The 14,490-nt window shown below is 37.0% G+C and carries 17 protein-coding genes; 15 read left to right on the top strand and 2 right to left on the bottom strand.

What is annotated here, in order from left to right; translation table 11 throughout:
• Nucleotides 1-46: 46 nt before the first annotated feature.
• From ACUN26_RS14240 to ACUN26_RS14185, 12 genes are all read left to right on the top strand, one after another.
• Nucleotides 47-826, top strand: a complete 780-nt coding sequence (locus tag ACUN26_RS14240) for a formate/nitrite transporter family protein (RefSeq protein WP_000863999.1) — start codon at nucleotides 47-49, stop codon at nucleotides 824-826.
• A gap of 24 nt (nucleotides 827-850) precedes the next feature.
• A complete protein-coding gene (locus ACUN26_RS14235; RefSeq protein ID WP_000392759.1) occupies nucleotides 851-1,867 on the top strand; it encodes a molybdopterin-synthase adenylyltransferase MoeB in 1,017 nt (338 codons plus the stop codon).
• 18 nt (nucleotides 1,868-1,885) lie between these two features.
• Complete coding sequence (locus ACUN26_RS14230; RefSeq protein ID WP_000533690.1) at nucleotides 1,886-3,190, top strand: molybdopterin molybdotransferase MoeA; 1,305 nt, start codon at nucleotides 1,886-1,888, stop codon at nucleotides 3,188-3,190.
• Nucleotides 3,171-3,635, top strand: coding sequence for a molybdenum cofactor biosynthesis protein MoaE (locus tag ACUN26_RS14225; protein WP_000531609.1), 465 nt, complete (start codon nucleotides 3,171-3,173; stop codon nucleotides 3,633-3,635). Before ACUN26_RS14230 ends, ACUN26_RS14225 begins: the two co-directional genes overlap by 20 nt.
• A 4-nt stretch (nucleotides 3,636-3,639) precedes the next feature.
• Complete coding sequence (gene moaD / locus ACUN26_RS14220) at nucleotides 3,640-3,876, top strand: molybdopterin converting factor subunit 1 (protein ID WP_000628491.1); 237 nt, start codon at nucleotides 3,640-3,642, stop codon at nucleotides 3,874-3,876.
• Nucleotides 3,877-3,994: 118 nt separating this feature from the next.
• Entirely contained in the window at nucleotides 3,995-5,044 is a 1,050-nt protein-coding gene (locus tag ACUN26_RS14215; RefSeq protein ID WP_000957522.1) for a P-loop NTPase, read from the top strand.
• Between the two features lie 15 nt (nucleotides 5,045-5,059).
• Nucleotides 5,060-5,284: a hypothetical protein gene (locus ACUN26_RS14210; protein WP_000752368.1), complete on the top strand. Its 225-nt coding sequence runs from the start codon at nucleotides 5,060-5,062 to the stop codon at nucleotides 5,282-5,284.
• A 42-nt stretch (nucleotides 5,285-5,326) separates the two neighbouring features.
• Nucleotides 5,327-5,728 carry a hypothetical protein gene (locus tag ACUN26_RS14205; protein WP_000367295.1) on the top strand — a complete coding sequence of 134 codons (402 nt, stop codon included), beginning with the start codon at nucleotides 5,327-5,329 and terminating at the stop codon, nucleotides 5,726-5,728.
• Nucleotides 5,729-5,910: 182 nt separating this feature from the next.
• The gene (locus tag ACUN26_RS14200; protein ID WP_000871326.1) at nucleotides 5,911-6,159 is read left to right on the top strand and encodes a DUF1294 domain-containing protein; all 249 of its coding nucleotides are present in this window, start codon (nucleotides 5,911-5,913) and stop codon (nucleotides 6,157-6,159) included.
• 92 nt (nucleotides 6,160-6,251) lie between these two features.
• Nucleotides 6,252-7,193, top strand: a complete 942-nt coding sequence (gene rarD, locus ACUN26_RS14195; RefSeq protein ID WP_000535544.1) for an EamA family transporter RarD — start codon at nucleotides 6,252-6,254, stop codon at nucleotides 7,191-7,193.
• A gap of 79 nt (nucleotides 7,194-7,272) precedes the next feature.
• Nucleotides 7,273-7,698, top strand: coding sequence for a divergent PAP2 family protein (locus ACUN26_RS14190; RefSeq protein ID WP_000447810.1), 426 nt, complete (start codon nucleotides 7,273-7,275; stop codon nucleotides 7,696-7,698).
• Between the two features lie 99 nt (nucleotides 7,699-7,797).
• Nucleotides 7,798-9,651 (top strand): terpene cyclase/mutase family protein, encoded by a 1,854-nt coding sequence (locus tag ACUN26_RS14185; protein ID WP_000928185.1) that lies wholly within the window; start codon nucleotides 7,798-7,800, stop codon nucleotides 9,649-9,651.
• A gap of 74 nt (nucleotides 9,652-9,725) precedes the next feature.
• On the opposite strand, the gene ACUN26_RS14180 is transcribed toward ACUN26_RS14185, so the two are convergent.
• Nucleotides 9,726-9,875, bottom strand: coding sequence for a YfhD family protein (locus ACUN26_RS14180; protein ID WP_001035815.1), 150 nt, complete (start codon nucleotides 9,873-9,875; stop codon nucleotides 9,726-9,728).
• 285 nt (nucleotides 9,876-10,160) lie between these two features.
• Here ACUN26_RS14180 and fabG point away from each other — a divergent pair, with 285 nt between their 5' ends.
• Nucleotides 10,161-10,901: a 3-oxoacyl-ACP reductase FabG gene (gene fabG / locus ACUN26_RS14175; RefSeq protein ID WP_000506444.1), complete on the top strand. Its 741-nt coding sequence runs from the start codon at nucleotides 10,161-10,163 to the stop codon at nucleotides 10,899-10,901.
• Between the two features lie 50 nt (nucleotides 10,902-10,951).
• Here fabG and dhaS read toward each other — a convergent pair whose 3' ends face one another.
• Nucleotides 10,952-12,436, bottom strand: coding sequence for an aldehyde dehydrogenase DhaS (gene dhaS / locus ACUN26_RS14170; protein ID WP_000080271.1), 1,485 nt, complete (start codon nucleotides 12,434-12,436; stop codon nucleotides 10,952-10,954).
• Nucleotides 12,437-12,708: 272 nt separating this feature from the next.
• Here dhaS and ACUN26_RS14165 point away from each other — a divergent pair, with 272 nt between their 5' ends.
• Both ACUN26_RS14165 and panF read left to right on the top strand, forming a co-directional pair.
• Nucleotides 12,709-12,987 carry a YhdT family protein gene (locus tag ACUN26_RS14165; protein WP_000800723.1) on the top strand — a complete coding sequence of 93 codons (279 nt, stop codon included), beginning with the start codon at nucleotides 12,709-12,711 and terminating at the stop codon, nucleotides 12,985-12,987.
• A 3-nt stretch (nucleotides 12,988-12,990) separates the two neighbouring features.
• Complete coding sequence (gene panF, locus ACUN26_RS14160) at nucleotides 12,991-14,424, top strand: sodium/pantothenate symporter (protein ID WP_001104810.1); 1,434 nt, start codon at nucleotides 12,991-12,993, stop codon at nucleotides 14,422-14,424.
• The last annotated feature ends 66 nt before the right edge of the window (nucleotides 14,425-14,490 follow it).

Here is a 14,490-nt window from a genome sequence, read left to right as displayed (position 1 = left end):
TTTTTTGAAGCTGCTTTTTTATTTGGAGAAAATGGAGGAATTGGTAATGGCATTTCATAAACCGGAACAAATTGCTGAACTCGTAATCGAGGCCGGTGTTCAAAAAGTAAGCCAGACGCTGCCAGCAATGCTTATTCTCGGTTTTTTAGGAGGAGCATTTATATCATTAGGGTTTTTACTTAACATTCGAGTATTAGGTAATTTGCCGGAGCATTGGGGAAGTTTAGTGAATGTTTTAGGAGGAGCAGTGTTTCCTATTGGGCTTATGCTCGTAGTGTTAGCAGGAGGAGAATTGATTACAGGAAATATGATGTCACTGTCTATGGCGCTTTATGCAAAGAAAATTACATTGATAAGTGTACTGAATAATTGGGCTTGGATTACTGTAATGAACTTTGTTGGTGCAATTTTCGTTGCGTATTGCTTTGGACATCTTGGCGGATTAACAGAGGGAGATTATTTAAATAAAACGTTAGCGATAGCGGAAGGAAAGTTACACGAATCGTTTGGGAGAACTTTAATTTTGGCGATTGGTTGTAATTGGCTCGTTTGTCTTGCGCTTTGGCTCGCTTACGGGACGAGTGATTTTGTCGGAAAGATAATTGGGATTTGGATTCCAATTATGGCATTTGTAGTGATTGGATTTCAACAAGTAGTAGCAAATATGTTTGTCATATCAGCGGTTATTTTTGCAGGTCATCTGACGTGGCTGGACCTCGCTAAAAACTTTGTTCCTGTTTTTATCGGAAATGTCATTGGAGGAGCTGGATTTGTAGGGTTTGCTTACTTTGCTTGTTATCAAAAACAAGACTCTAATGTGAAATAGATTTCTTGAAAGGAAGGGTATGCAATGGAGGAGCGGTATTCTCGGCAACAGTTGTTCAAACCAATCGGGAGTAAAGGGCAAGAAAAAATTCGGAATAAGCATGTGTTAATTGTAGGAGCAGGTGCATTAGGAAGTACAAGTGCAGAAAGTCTCGTGCGTGCAGGTATTGGTAAGTTGACAATTATTGATCGTGATTACGTAGAGTGGAGTAATTTACAAAGACAACAACTTTACTCTGAAGAAGATGCAAGAGGGAAAATCCCGAAAGCAATTGCTGCTAAAAAACGGTTGGAACAAATTAATTCAGAAGTACAAATACATGCTTTCATAATGGATGCAAGTGTAGAAAACATGGAAGGGCCATTAGAAAATGTCGATGTAATCATTGATGCTACAGATAATTTTGATATTCGATTTATCATAAATGATTTATCACAAAAACATAATATTCCGTGGGTATATGGATCTTGTGTTGGATCGTACGGTATGAGTTATACGATTATTCCGCAAAAAATGCCGTGTTTACATTGTGTACTGAAGAATGTTCCCGTTATAGGTGTGACGTGCGACACGGCTGGGATTATTAGTCCAGCTGTTCAAATCGTTGCGGCATATCAAGTGGCAGAAGCACTCAAAATTTTAGTGGAAGATTACTCAGTAATTAGAAAGACGTTTTTCATGTTTGATATATGGAGTAATCAAAATCATTTTATAAAACTAGGAAAAATAAAAACGGACGATTGTCCATCGTGCGGTTTAAATCGAGCTTATCCTTATTTATCATACGAAAACCAAACGAAGGTAGCTGTTTTATGCGGAAGAAATACAGTTCAAATAAGATCAATAGAAAATAGGCAATACAATTTTGATGACGTAGAAAAAGTATTAAAAAAACTTGGGGAAGTAGAGCGGAATCCATATTTACTATCTTGTCAATTAGAGGATTATCGCGTCGTTATTTTTCAAGATGGTCGTGTGTTCATTCATGGTACAAACGAAATTCCAAAAGCGAAACAACTATATTATCGCTTATTCGGTTAATAGAAAGGATTGTCAATAATGGGAAGAAGAGTGCCAATTACGGTTGCAGAAGCTATTCGAAAAGTGATGGGATTTGCTAACAATGGCTTAAAAGAGCTACTACCTATTGAATTAGCTTACGGACGTATGTTAGCGGAGGATTTAGTAGCTGATCATGACGTACCTTCATTCAATCGTTCACCGTATGATGGGTTTGCTATTAGAGCAGAAGATACGAATTTAGCAAGTTATGAAACGCCAATTGTATTTGAAGTAGTTGGTGAAATTGGTGCAGGATCACTATTCGATGAGAAAGTAGGTTCGTTTCAAGCAGTTCGAATTATGACAGGAGCACAAATTCCAAATGATTGTGATGCGGTTGTTATGTTAGAACTGACTCGTCAATATGAGGATAATGGGAACGATTATATGGAAGTGAAACGCTCATTCAAAACGGGTGATAATATTTCTTTTCAAGGTGAAGATGCTCGTAAAGGAACGGTGCTTGCAAAGAAAGGATCGTACATTAATCCAGGTATTTCAGCTCTTCTTGCTACATTCGGTTATAGTGAAGTGCCAGTTGCGAAAAAGCCAGTAATTGGACTATTAGCGACTGGTAGTGAATTACTTGATGTAAATGAGTCGTTAGAGCCAGGGAAAATTCGAAATAGTAATACGTACATGATACTGTCTCAAATTCGAAGAGTGGGCGGAAGAGTAAAATACTTTGGGAAGTTTAGTGATGATTTTGATACGTGTTTTACAGCTGTGAAAGATGCGTTAAGTCAAGTAGATATGCTCATTACAACGGGCGGTGTATCAGTAGGAGATTACGATTATTTACCAGCTATATATGGAAGGTTAGGTGCATCCGTTCTTTTCAATAAGGTTGCAATGCGACCAGGAAGTGTAACGACTGTAGCACAATTAAATGGCAAGCTATTATTTGGTTTATCAGGAAATCCATCAGCATGTTATGTAGGATTTGAGTTGTTTGTAAGACCATGTATTCGTGCGTATATGTTTAGTGAAAAAGCGCATTTGAAAAGAGAAAAAGCATTATTAGGAAAAGATTTTCTGAAACCAAATCCATTTACAAGATTTGTACGAGCAAAACTGACATGTAATGAAGGGCAATTAATTGCATATCCATCAGGATTTGATAAGTCTAGCTCGGTTTCTTCATTAGCAGAATCGAACGCTTTTATCGTATTGCCAGGCGGGACAAGAGGATATAAAAAAGAAATGTTTGTCGATGTTCTTTTATTAGAAGATAACGAAGGTAGTGAATGGCCTTGGACATTTTATAAGAGAGGTGTTTCTAATGGGGCAATCACTATTTGAGATTGTAGAAAAACCAATTTTAGTGGAAGAAGTAACGAATAAAGTCGCAAGAAGAGAAGCGGGTGCGATTACAACATTTATTGGTACGGTGAGAGAATTAACAAAAGGAAAACGAACGCTACATTTAAAGTATGAAGCATATAAACCGATGGCAGTAAAACAACTTACAAGAATTGGTGAGGAAATTAACGGGAAATGGCCGGACGCACAAGTAGCCATTACGCACCGTGTAGGGCTGCTGGAAATAATGGATATTGCGGTAGTTATTGCAGTTTCATCACCGCATCGTAAAGTAGCTTATGAAGCGAATGAGTACGCGATTGAACGCATAAAACGCATCGTTCCAATTTGGAAAAAAGAATTTTGGGAAGATGGAACGATGTGGATTGGAGATCAACTTGAAAATACATCATATCCAGAAGGAAAACCGAAGAAGGAAGAATGAGAAAATGATTACAATTTTACTGTTTGCAAATTTGCGTGAGGAAGTCGGATCGGATCAATTAATAATTTCAGAAAAAAAAGAAATGACTGTTGGACAATTAAATGAATGGTTGAAAGATAGTTATCATTTGCAATCTTTGGATACAGTAATGGTTGCAATTAATGAAGAGTTTGTAACGAATGAAGAGATGATAAAAGCTGGAGATATCGTCGCATTAATCCCGCCTGTAAGTGGGGGATAATAATGCTTTCTCGCAACGATGACTATTAAAGACATTAAAAAATAGATGGAAACTTTCATCAGTTGAAGTAATAAGAAGATGCTATATATAAATTAGAATAAGAGAAGGGATGAGCTCTATGCTTACTCAAGAACAAATAATGAACGCATTACAACATGTAGAGGATCCAGAGTTACACAAAAGTGTTGTAGAATTAAATATGGTTAGAAATGTACAAATACATGGAACAGAGGTTAAGCTTGAAGTAGTGTTAACCATTCAAGGTTGTCCGTTAAAGGCGAAAATTCAACAAGATGTGGAAGAGTCCCTTCACGCAATTGGTGCATCTAAAGTGGATGTAACATTTGGTTCGATGACACAAGAAGAAAGAGCTATGCTAACAGAAAAATTAAAGAAAAATAGTAGAACAGAAACAGGTATGCCAAGCATGCTCCGTCATGATTCAGGTGTACATTTTATTACTGTAACGAGTGGGAAAGGCGGAGTCGGAAAATCAACGGTGACAATTAATCTTGCTACTGCCTTAGCTAGAATGGGTAAAAAGGTTGGGATTTTAGATGCAGACATATATGGTTTTAGCATTCCGGCTATGATGGAAACGAATCAAAAACCAACAATGATTGATCAAACAGCAATTCCAGTCGTTAGTCATGGTGTTAAAATTATGTCAATGGGATTTTTTACAGAAGGAAATAATCCAGTCATGTGGCGTGGACCGATGTTAAATAAATGGATTCAAAACTTCCTTGCGAATACACACTGGGGAGATTTAGATTATTTACTTCTCGATTTACCACCTGGTACAGGAGATGTTGCCATTGATGTTGCAGCGATGATCCCACAAGCGAAAGAAATTATCGTTACAACGCCGCACAATGTAGCTTCATTTGTAGCTTCTAGAGTAGGTGTAATGGCAAAACATACAAAACACGAGATTGTAGGAATTGTGGAAAATATGGCTTATTACGAAGAGCAAGATGGATTTAAAAATTATCTCTTCGGAAAAGGGGGCGGCGAAATGTTAGCAGAACAATTGCAAACGGAAGTAATTGCACAAATACCTTTTGCAAAACGTGAAGAAAATAACGATTCATCTGTATATGATGAAGACTCTCTCGTTGGAGAAGTATTTACTGCATTAGCAGAAGATATTATTTATAGAGGATAGAGGAGGAAGTTTAATATGGCATGTAATATTGATCATTCTATTGAAGATGTAATGAATAAGCTTGAAAGTCAAAAGGATTTTTTATCTGAAATTCTTTTCAAAGATTTGAATGGATTTTTGCAAAATAAACATTCACAGGAAATATTAAACGACATCTTTCATTTATTAAAAAAGTATGACTTAGTCAGTGAAGAAGAACGAGAGAAGAGAAATGCACAATTATTGCACATTATGAATTAAATACTCTCTGGCTTTAAAGTTTTTTCAGAAGGGGTGAATGTGATGGATATGAAAAAGATGATTGAAACGATAGAAACAACAAAAGTGACTGACGTAGAATTATCGATTCCTACTTTACATCAAATGCTTGTGAAACTGTATAGCGAAAAAAATGTTACAAATTATACAGAGCTCTTAAAATATAGTTTGTCTTTATCTATAAATCTTAAGTTAAATCTTGTGTTGAAATATTTTGGTGTGCGTCCGATCGTTGCTTCTGATGAACGTATGCAATTTCAAGAGATATTTAAATGTCTAGCTAAGCAAGATGATAATGGGGAATGGTTTTTGAATTTCGTTTCTTTATATGTAGGGTTAATTGTTGTTCTTCATTTTGATGAGAAAGAGATTGAGAGAAGTTTTTTTGATGATGTGGTTGTGGTGGGTGAAGGAAGTGAAATATAAAGTTCTGTTCATAACATCTTTCTTTTTAATAGCTGTAATCGCGCTTTATATTGATTATATAAATGTAAAGATAATCAATTAAAATAAAGGAATGAAACTAGTTTGCTAAAAAGTGTTCTTCAGTTGTTTCTATCGTTTTTTCATGTTACCATTAAGCGAATTTTTCATAGGGAGAGAAAGCGATGAAATGGATTTATTTTATTATTATTAATGTTATAGCTTTTAGCCTTATGGGGCTTGATAAACGAAAAGCAAAGAAGAAACAGTGGAGAACGCCAGAAAGCACGTTGTTTTTATCAGCGGCAGCTGGAGGAGCGGTTGGAGCTTGGATCGGTATGTATATGTTTCACCATAAAACGCATAAAAAGAAATTTGTTTTCGGCATACCGTTACTTGTTGTAATAACGGTATGTTTATTTTTCGCTATATGAGAAATGTCGAAAGAATTACAGATTGATTATTGGTAAAGTGAGCATAAGAAACCGTATAATGGAGAAAAAATGAGAAGAGGAGAAAAAGGAAGATGGGGAGTCAATCAGCACAGCAAAAAAAAGGGATTATATATGCGGCTGGTGCTTATACGATGTGGGGAATCCTACCGATTTATTGGAAATGGGTTGAGGAAGTTCCAGCAGATGAAATATTAGCACACCGCATTGTTTGGGCGTTCGTTTTTATGTTAATCGTATTAGCTGTTACGAAGAGGTTTCGCCAGTTTATTGGGGAATTTGTGAATCTTTTTAAACGACCTAAATTATTAATGTCATTAACAATTGCTTCAATTTTGATTAGTGGGAACTGGTTTGTCTACATATGGGCCGTTAATCATAATCATGTCATTGAAGCGAGTCTTGGGTATTATATTAATCCACTTATTAGTATTTTACTTGGTACAGTCGTATTAAAGGAAAAGTTAAACTTTTGGCAATATGTTGCAGTAGGTTTAGCTGGAGTAGGGGTTATCATTTTAACAGTACGTTTCGGGGCTATCCCGTGGGTTTCTTTATCACTTGCCTTTTCATTTGGATTATACGGATTAACAAAAAAATTGTTAAACTATGATGCGACGATTGGGCTTACGATGGAAACGATGTTAGTGACGCCGTTTGCGTTCATTTATCTCGTTATGACAGGGGTACATGGTTTCGGTTCATTTGGAGCTATTTCAATGCTATCGACGTTACTTTTAATAGGAGCAGGTATTGTTACAGCGCTACCACTATTTTATTTTGCAAAAGGAGCACAACTTATTCCGCTTTATATGGTAGGCTTTTTACAATATATTGCGCCAACGATTAGTTTAATTTTAGGTGTATTTGTATTTGGTGAACATTTTACAACTACTCATATGATGGCATTTTTCTGTATATGGGTTGCTTTATTTGTATTTTCAATAGCGAAGACAAAATTTTTAGTGCAGAAACAACCGAAATTTATAAAAAATAAATCAGCAAAAGTATCATAATGCGTAGTATTTTCTACGCATTTTTCTTTATACTGATACTATATAGAATTTCCATTATAGCTAGTAGGGAGCTGAGAACATGGAAACAATTTTACATAATGATCCGCTGATGGCTGCTGTAATTTCGTGGTTTATAGCACAGTTAACAAAAGTAGTCTTTAAATTAGTTAAAACGGGTGAATTTGATTTTGCAAAATTTTTTGCTTCAGGTGGGATGCCAAGTTCTCATGCTTCAACTGTTACAGCGCTTGCGACAGGTGTTGGAGTTGTGGAAGGTGTGGAAAGTACCATATTTGCAGTGGCTGCAATCTTTGCAATCATTGTTATGTATGACGCTTCAGGAGTAAGGCTTGCGGTAAGTAAACAGGCGAAAATATTGAATGAATTTTTTCATGGTAAACAAACAGAATATAAGAAGTTAAATGAGCTTGTCGGACATACACCGTATGAAGTAGTAGTCGGTGCTTTATTAGGGGTTATTGTCGGAGTGGGATATTGCTTATGAGCAGAACATAATATGTGTTCTGCTTTTCTTTGTTTTTACACATATTCGGTTGCTTTTTTGAATATCGTTATACGGATTTCGAAAGGGTAGGTGAATGCCTTGTTATTATATGGAAAAGTGCATGAAGAAATAGCGAGAAGGACAACTGCACTTCAAACGATGCAAAGGCAAGATGGTACGTGGAGATTCTGTTTTGAAGGAGCACCATTAACTGATTGCCATATGATATTTTTATTAAAATTATTAGGTAGAGATAAAGAGGTAGAACCATTTGTAAAAAGATTAGCTTCACTCCAAACGAATGAAGGGACATGGAAATTGTATGATGATGAAATGGGGGGCAATTTATCTGCTACCATTCAATCTTATGCTGCCCTACTTGCTTCGAAAAAGTATACAAAAGAAGATGCGAATATGAAGCGAGCGGAAATGTTTATTACAGAACGTGGGGGAGTGGCGCGTGCTCATTTTATGACGAAGTTTTTATTAGCAATTCATGGAGAGTATGAATATCCTTCGCTCTTTCATTTGCCAACACCGATTATGTTTCTGCAAAATGATTCCCCACTCAGTATATTTGAATTAAGTAGTTCGGCACGTATCCATTTAATTCCGATGATGTTGTGTTTAAATAAAAGGTTTCGTGTAGTGAAAAAGTTACTGCCTAATTTAAATCATATTGCGGGCGGGGGCGGAGAATGGTTTCGGGAGGACCAATCTCCAATGTTTCAAACATTATTAGGTAATGTGAAACAAATTATATCTTATCCGCTTTCCTTACATCATAAAGGAAATGAGGAAGTAGAACGTTTTATGAAAGAGCGTATCGATGAGAATGGGACGTTATATAGTTACGCAAGTGCTTCGTTTTATATGATTTATGCTTTACTTGCGCTAGGACATTCTATTCAATCGCCAATGATTCAAAAGGCTATAACGGGGATAACATCTTATATATGGAAGATGGAAAGAGGGAACCATTTACAAAATTCCCCGTCAACTGTATGGGATACAGCATTACTTAGTTATGCGTTGCAAGAGGCTCGTGTTTCGAAAGAAAGTAAAATGATTCAAAATGCGTCAGCATATTTATTAAAAAAACAACATAAGAAAAAAGCTGATTGGAGTGTGCATGCGCCCGCGCTTATTCCGGGCGGTTGGGGTTTTTCTGATGTGAATACGACAGTTCCTGATGTTGATGATACAACAGCTGTGTTAAGAGCATTGGCACAAAGTAGAGGGAACGGAAATGTGGATGATGCTTGGAAGAAAGGGACGAATTGGATTAAAGGATTACAAAATAATGATGGTGGTTGGGGAGCATTTGAAAAAGGCGTGACAAGCAAGTTATTAGCGAATTTACCAATCGAAAACGCAAGCGATATGATTACGGATCCTTCTACACCAGATATTACAGGCAGAGTGTTAGAGTTTTTCGGGACATATACGCAAAATGAATTGCCCGAGAAACAAAAACAAAGTGCAATCAACTGGTTAATGAATGAACAGGAGGAAAATGGATCGTGGTATGGAAAATGGGGCATTTGTTATATATATGGTACATGGGCAGTGATGACTGGCTTACGGGCGTTAGGAATTACTTCTGCTCACCCTTCTTTAAAACGAGCAACTTTATGGCTTGAACATATACAGCATGAAGATGGTGGCTGGGGAGAATCTTGTCAAAGTAGTGTGGAAAAAAGATTTGCTACTTTACCATTTAGTACACCATCGCAAACAGCATGGGCTTTAGATGCTCTTATTTCTTACTATGATAAAGAAACACCAGCTATTCGAAAAGGTATTTCATATTTGCTTGCGAATCCTTATGTAAATGAAAAATATCCTACTGGAACAGCTTTACCAGGTGGGTTTTATATTCATTACCATAGCTACGCTCATATATATCCGTTACTTACTTTGGCGCATTATGCAAAAAAATATAAAAAATAAACCGAGAGATGTTTCTCGGTTTATTTTGTTGGGTAGTAGGTCCCTGTTGAAAAGAATAAGGTTATGATTTCCCCTTATTTTTCTGTTGACTGGCGTTTTTGACGTGCATCAGCGGCATTTGCACGTGCGTTTGCTTCTAAGTCGTTGTGGTCAGCGAGTTCACGAGAGAACTCAACATCAATACCATCAGTGGCTTTGCTTTGTTTGAAATTTTTTTTGTTCATTCGACACAATCTCCTTGCACTTTATCCCGCATAGCGGGTAGTAAAACTCCCACCTCAAAATTCAGATGGAACAAAGAAGCTAGGTGGGAGATTAACTGCCCGTAAATGCCCGATTGGTGAGGGCTGATAATCAGTGGGGGATGAACAAACTTCCCACTGATTAAAGTTTCACTTTATGCGACGTTGCAAAGTTAGTTTGACACAAATAGACTTTTTTATACAAAGAGGATTTGGAAAGCAAAAAGCCGAAATATACAGTATAAGTAATAGAAATGGGGGATAGGGATGGGATTTTTAAATGGGAAAACAGCTGTTGTAACAGGTGGCGCCCAAGGAATTGGAAAAGAAATTGCACGAGTTTTTGCTAGGCTTGGGGCTAAAGTTTTAATTAGTGATGTAAATGAAGAAAAACTACAAAAAACGACACGTGAATTATCGGAAGAAGGATATGAAGTAAGCTTATATCGATGTGATGTAAGTAATCAAAATGAAGCGAAATCATTAATTGAGTATGCAGTTCAAAAATTTGGGACACTGCATATTTTAGTAAATAACGCTGGAATTACAAAAGATGCAATGTTACATAAAATGGAGAAATCAGCTTGGGAACAAGTATTACAAGTAAACTTAACTGGCGTTTTTTATTGTATGCAGCCAGCTCTTCTTTATATGAGACAACAACAATATGGGCGCATTATTAATATTTCTTCAATAAGTAGAGAAGGGAATATTGGACAAGCAAATTATGCGGCAACGAAAGCTGGCGTTGTCGGTTTAACGAAAACAGCAGCGAAAGAAGTTGGAAGCTTCGGTATTACTTGTAATGCAATTTGTCCAGGATTTATGGATACGGATATGACAAAAACAATACCAGATAAAGTAAAAGAAAAAATGGTTGGAGCAATTCCGGTTGGTAGAATTGGAACGCCAGAAGATATTGCGAACGCGGCGGCCTTTTTAGCGTCAGAATACGCATCCTATATTACAGGGGAAGTATTAAATGTGAGCGGAGGGCTGCAAGTTTAAAGGAATACATAATGAAAAGAACCTGACCGAGTGGATCAGGTTCTTTCGATTTAATTTAAGTTTAACCAAACGCTCTTCACTTCTGTATAGTTATTTAATGCGTAAGATCCCATTTCACGGCCAAGACCAGATTGTTTAAATCCTCCAAATGGAGATGCTGCATCAAAGACGTTATAACAGTTTACCCATACTGTACCTGCGCGTACTTTACTTGCAACATAGTGTGCTGTCTTAACATTTTCTGTCCATACACCAGCTGCCAAGCCAAATTGTGATTTATTCGCACGTTCAATTACTTCATCAATATCGTTAAACGGTATTGCAGAAATAACTGGACCGAAAATTTCTTCTTTTGCGATTGTCATCTCATCATTGACGTCGGCGAATACTGTAGGAGAAACGAAGTAGCCTTGATCAAATGGATTACTTCCTCCACAAAGTACTTCAGCGCCTTCTTCAATCCCTTTTTCAATGAAGCCCATTACACGTTTTTGTTGTTCTTCGGAAACGAGAGGACCGATTGTAGTTTCTGGACTTAGACCAGCACCTTGATTTAATTTTTTAGAATAAAGGACGAGATCAGCCATGACATTATCATACATTTTCTTCGGAATAAATAAGCGTGATCCAGCAGAGCATACTTGTCCTTGGTTAAACATAACACCAGAAAGTGCACCAGGAATAGCGCGAGATAAGTCGGCGTCTGGTAAAATAATATTTGGTGATTTACCACCAAGTTCTAAAGTAACACGTTTTAATGATTCGGATGCTTGTCTCATAATTTGTTTGCCAACTGGAGTAGAACCAGTAAATGCAATTTTATCAACGAGTGGATGATTAACGAGAGCTTGTCCAGCTGATTCACCGAATCCAGGAACGATATTAATAACACCTTTCGGGAATCCAGCTTCTTCAATTAATTCAGCTAAGTATAGAGCGGATAGTGGAGTTTGTTCTGCAGGTTTTAAAACGATTGTACATCCTGTAGCAAGCGCCGCTCCCATTTTCCACATTGCCATAAGAAGCGGGAAGTTCCAAGGGATAATTTGACCAACGACACCAACAGCTTCATGGCGTGTATAGTTAAAGTAATCACCGGAAACAGGAATTGTTTGACCAACGATTTTCGTCGCCCAGCCAGCATAATAGCGCATATGCTCAATTGCAAGTGGTATGTCTGCTGCCATTGTTTCACGGATTGGCTTTCCGTTATCTAACGTTTCGAGCTGTGCAAGCTCTTCTTTATGTTCTTCCATTAAATCGGCAAGCTTGTACATAAGGCGGCTTCGTTCAGCAGTGCTCATGCGAGACCAAGGACCTTCGTCAAAAGCCATGCGAGCTGCGACTACAGCTTTATGAATATCTTCGCGACCAGCTTCAGAAACGATGGCAAGCGTTTCGCCAGTTGCAGGGTTAGGCGTTTTAAACGTTTTACCGGAAGCGCTTTCAATGAAAGATCCATTCACATATAACTTTTTCGTGCCTTGAAGAAACTTTTCTACCTTTTCATGAAGATTTACAGCTAGTTGACTCATTGTATAACCCCCTTGAAAATATAATGTAAACGCAGTACGAGACGGCGTTTATTCCGAAATCAAGGATGTAGGAACTAGATGGAAAGCCTCTAATTAAAATCATAATTAACAATTACTGAAAATTCAAATTTCATTTGTGTTACAATTGTAAAAAATATGTAATGTAAGAGAGTCTTCTATATAATTATAAAAAATCCTGCTTGTTTTTGCTTTCTAGTAGGAAAAACTAGAAGAACAATGGTACAATAATACATCGTGAGAGGAGGGAGAAAATGAAGAATTATCATGATGATCCACGCTTTCGAATCGCCCATAGAGAAGCGTTAATTGGTCTTGGACTTGCTATTATCAATTTTATAATATGGTACGGATTTGCTTATGGGCTTGGTAGTAAAAATCCAAGTGAATATACATATGTATTCGGTTTTCCAGCATGGTTTTTTTATAGTTGTATTGTTGGATTTGTCGTAATGGTTATTTTGCTTAGTTTAGTTGTTCGTTTTGTATTTCAAGATATTTCACTCGATGAGGAAGAAAAAAGTGAGGAATAATAGATGAATTGGTATGTAATCATTCCAATGATAATTTCGTTTATCGTTGTATTTTTAATTGGTATATATGCTTCAAGACGCGTGCAAGCGACTGCTCATAATAAATTTTTGCAAGAATATTTTCTTGGTGGACGTGAGCTTGGCGGTTTATTATTAGCGATGACAATGATTGCTACGTACGGTAGTGCAAGTAGTTTCATTGGTGGCCCTGGTATTGCTTACAATATGGGACTTGGATGGGTATTATTATCTGCGATTCAAGTTGTAACAGGGTATATCGTTTTAACGGTTATCGGTAAAAAGTTTGCAATTATTGCTAGGAAGATGGAAGCAATTACGCTTATCGATTATTTAAAAGGAAGATACAATAATAAAGCGGTTGTTATACTTTCGGCGTTATGTATTATTATCTTTTTATTTTCAGCAACAGTAGCCCAGTGGGTCGGCGGTGGACGATTAATTGAGTCGCTAACAGGTCTATCTTATACAACAGCACTATTTTTATTTACTTTTTCTGTACTTGTGTACGTATTAATTGGTGGGTTCCGCGCAGTTGCGTTATCAGATACGTTATTAGGTATCATTATGTTAGTTGGAACGACAATCATTTTAGTTGCTACTGTTATTGCTGGTGGTGGAATTGAAAAGATTATGCAGGAACTTGTTCAAATCAATCCGAATTTAATTACACCATTCGGAGCAGATGGTAGTTTAACGAAATCATATGTTACATCGTTTTGGATTTTAATTGGAATTGGCGTTGTCGGTTTACCACAAATTAGTGTGCGTGCTATGTCTTATAAAAATTCAAAAGCTATGCATCAAGCTCTAATCATTGGAACGGTTGTCGTTGGTACAATTATGATCGGGATGCATTTAACGGGTGTATTTGCACGAGTAGTACTTCCTGGTATAACGGTACCAGATAAAGTCATGCCGCTACTCGCGATGGAAGTGTTGCCACCTTGGCTAGCTGGCGTTTTCTTAGCGGCACCAATGGCAGCGATTATGTCTACAGTAAATTCGCTATTGTTACTTGTAAGTTCATCGATTATTAAAGATATATATGTAAATTACATAAATAAAGATGCAGCAGACAGTACGATAAAAAAAGGAAGTTTGTGGATTACGGGTATTGTAGGACTGCTCGTTTATGCAGCGGCGATTAAACCACCAGATTTTTTAATATGGTTAAATTTATTTTCTTTCGGTGGATTAGAAGCAGCATTCATTTGGCCAATCGTCTTAGGGTTATATTGGAGAAAAGGGAATGCAACTGGAGCACTTGCTTCCATTTTAGTTGGGGTAGGCTCATATATGTGTATTCATCTTTTCTACCCAAATCCGTTCGGTATACATACAGTTGTCTTCCCAATTTGCTTTGCGTTTATCGCTTACATAGTGGGAAGTATGATTGCTGTGAAAAAAACAGCATAGGCTAGATGAGGAACGTAGTCCGTATAGGACTGCGTTTTTTTATATAAATTTCATCTTTTTTATTCT

It is taken from the genome of Bacillus sp. WC2503 (assembly GCF_052682895.1).
Note: the sequence above shows the minus strand (reverse complement) of the source record. Positions and strands in the feature narration are given on the sequence as shown.

What these genes read in the sequence shown, in the direction of transcription:
- ACUN26_RS14240 (WP_000863999.1), top strand. Translation starts at nt 47, where the DNA reads ATGGCATTTCATAAACCGGAACAAATTGCTGAACTCGTAATCGAGGCC.
- ACUN26_RS14235 (WP_000392759.1), top strand. Translation starts at nt 851, where the DNA reads ATGGAGGAGCGGTATTCTCGGCAACAGTTGTTCAAACCAATCGGGAGT.
- ACUN26_RS14230 (WP_000533690.1), top strand. Translation starts at nt 1,886, where the DNA reads ATGGGAAGAAGAGTGCCAATTACGGTTGCAGAAGCTATTCGAAAAGTG.
- ACUN26_RS14225 (WP_000531609.1), top strand. Translation starts at nt 3,171, where the DNA reads ATGGGGCAATCACTATTTGAGATTGTAGAAAAACCAATTTTAGTGGAA.
- moaD (WP_000628491.1), top strand. Translation starts at nt 3,640, where the DNA reads ATGATTACAATTTTACTGTTTGCAAATTTGCGTGAGGAAGTCGGATCG.
- ACUN26_RS14215 (WP_000957522.1), top strand. Translation starts at nt 3,995, where the DNA reads ATGCTTACTCAAGAACAAATAATGAACGCATTACAACATGTAGAGGAT.
- ACUN26_RS14210 (WP_000752368.1), top strand. Translation starts at nt 5,060, where the DNA reads ATGGCATGTAATATTGATCATTCTATTGAAGATGTAATGAATAAGCTT.
- ACUN26_RS14205 (WP_000367295.1), top strand. Translation starts at nt 5,327, where the DNA reads ATGGATATGAAAAAGATGATTGAAACGATAGAAACAACAAAAGTGACT.
- ACUN26_RS14200 (WP_000871326.1), top strand. Translation starts at nt 5,911, where the DNA reads ATGAAATGGATTTATTTTATTATTATTAATGTTATAGCTTTTAGCCTT.
- rarD (WP_000535544.1), top strand. Translation starts at nt 6,252, where the DNA reads ATGGGGAGTCAATCAGCACAGCAAAAAAAAGGGATTATATATGCGGCT.
- ACUN26_RS14190 (WP_000447810.1), top strand. Translation starts at nt 7,273, where the DNA reads ATGGAAACAATTTTACATAATGATCCGCTGATGGCTGCTGTAATTTCG.
- ACUN26_RS14180 (WP_001035815.1), bottom strand. Translation starts at nt 9,875, where the DNA reads ATGAACAAAAAAAATTTCAAACAAAGCAAAGCCACTGATGGTATTGAT.
- fabG (WP_000506444.1), top strand. Translation starts at nt 10,161, where the DNA reads ATGGGATTTTTAAATGGGAAAACAGCTGTTGTAACAGGTGGCGCCCAA.
- dhaS (WP_000080271.1), bottom strand. Translation starts at nt 12,436, where the DNA reads ATGAGTCAACTAGCTGTAAATCTTCATGAAAAGGTAGAAAAGTTTCTT.
- ACUN26_RS14165 (WP_000800723.1), top strand. Translation starts at nt 12,709, where the DNA reads ATGAAGAATTATCATGATGATCCACGCTTTCGAATCGCCCATAGAGAA.
- panF (WP_001104810.1), top strand. Translation starts at nt 12,991, where the DNA reads ATGAATTGGTATGTAATCATTCCAATGATAATTTCGTTTATCGTTGTA.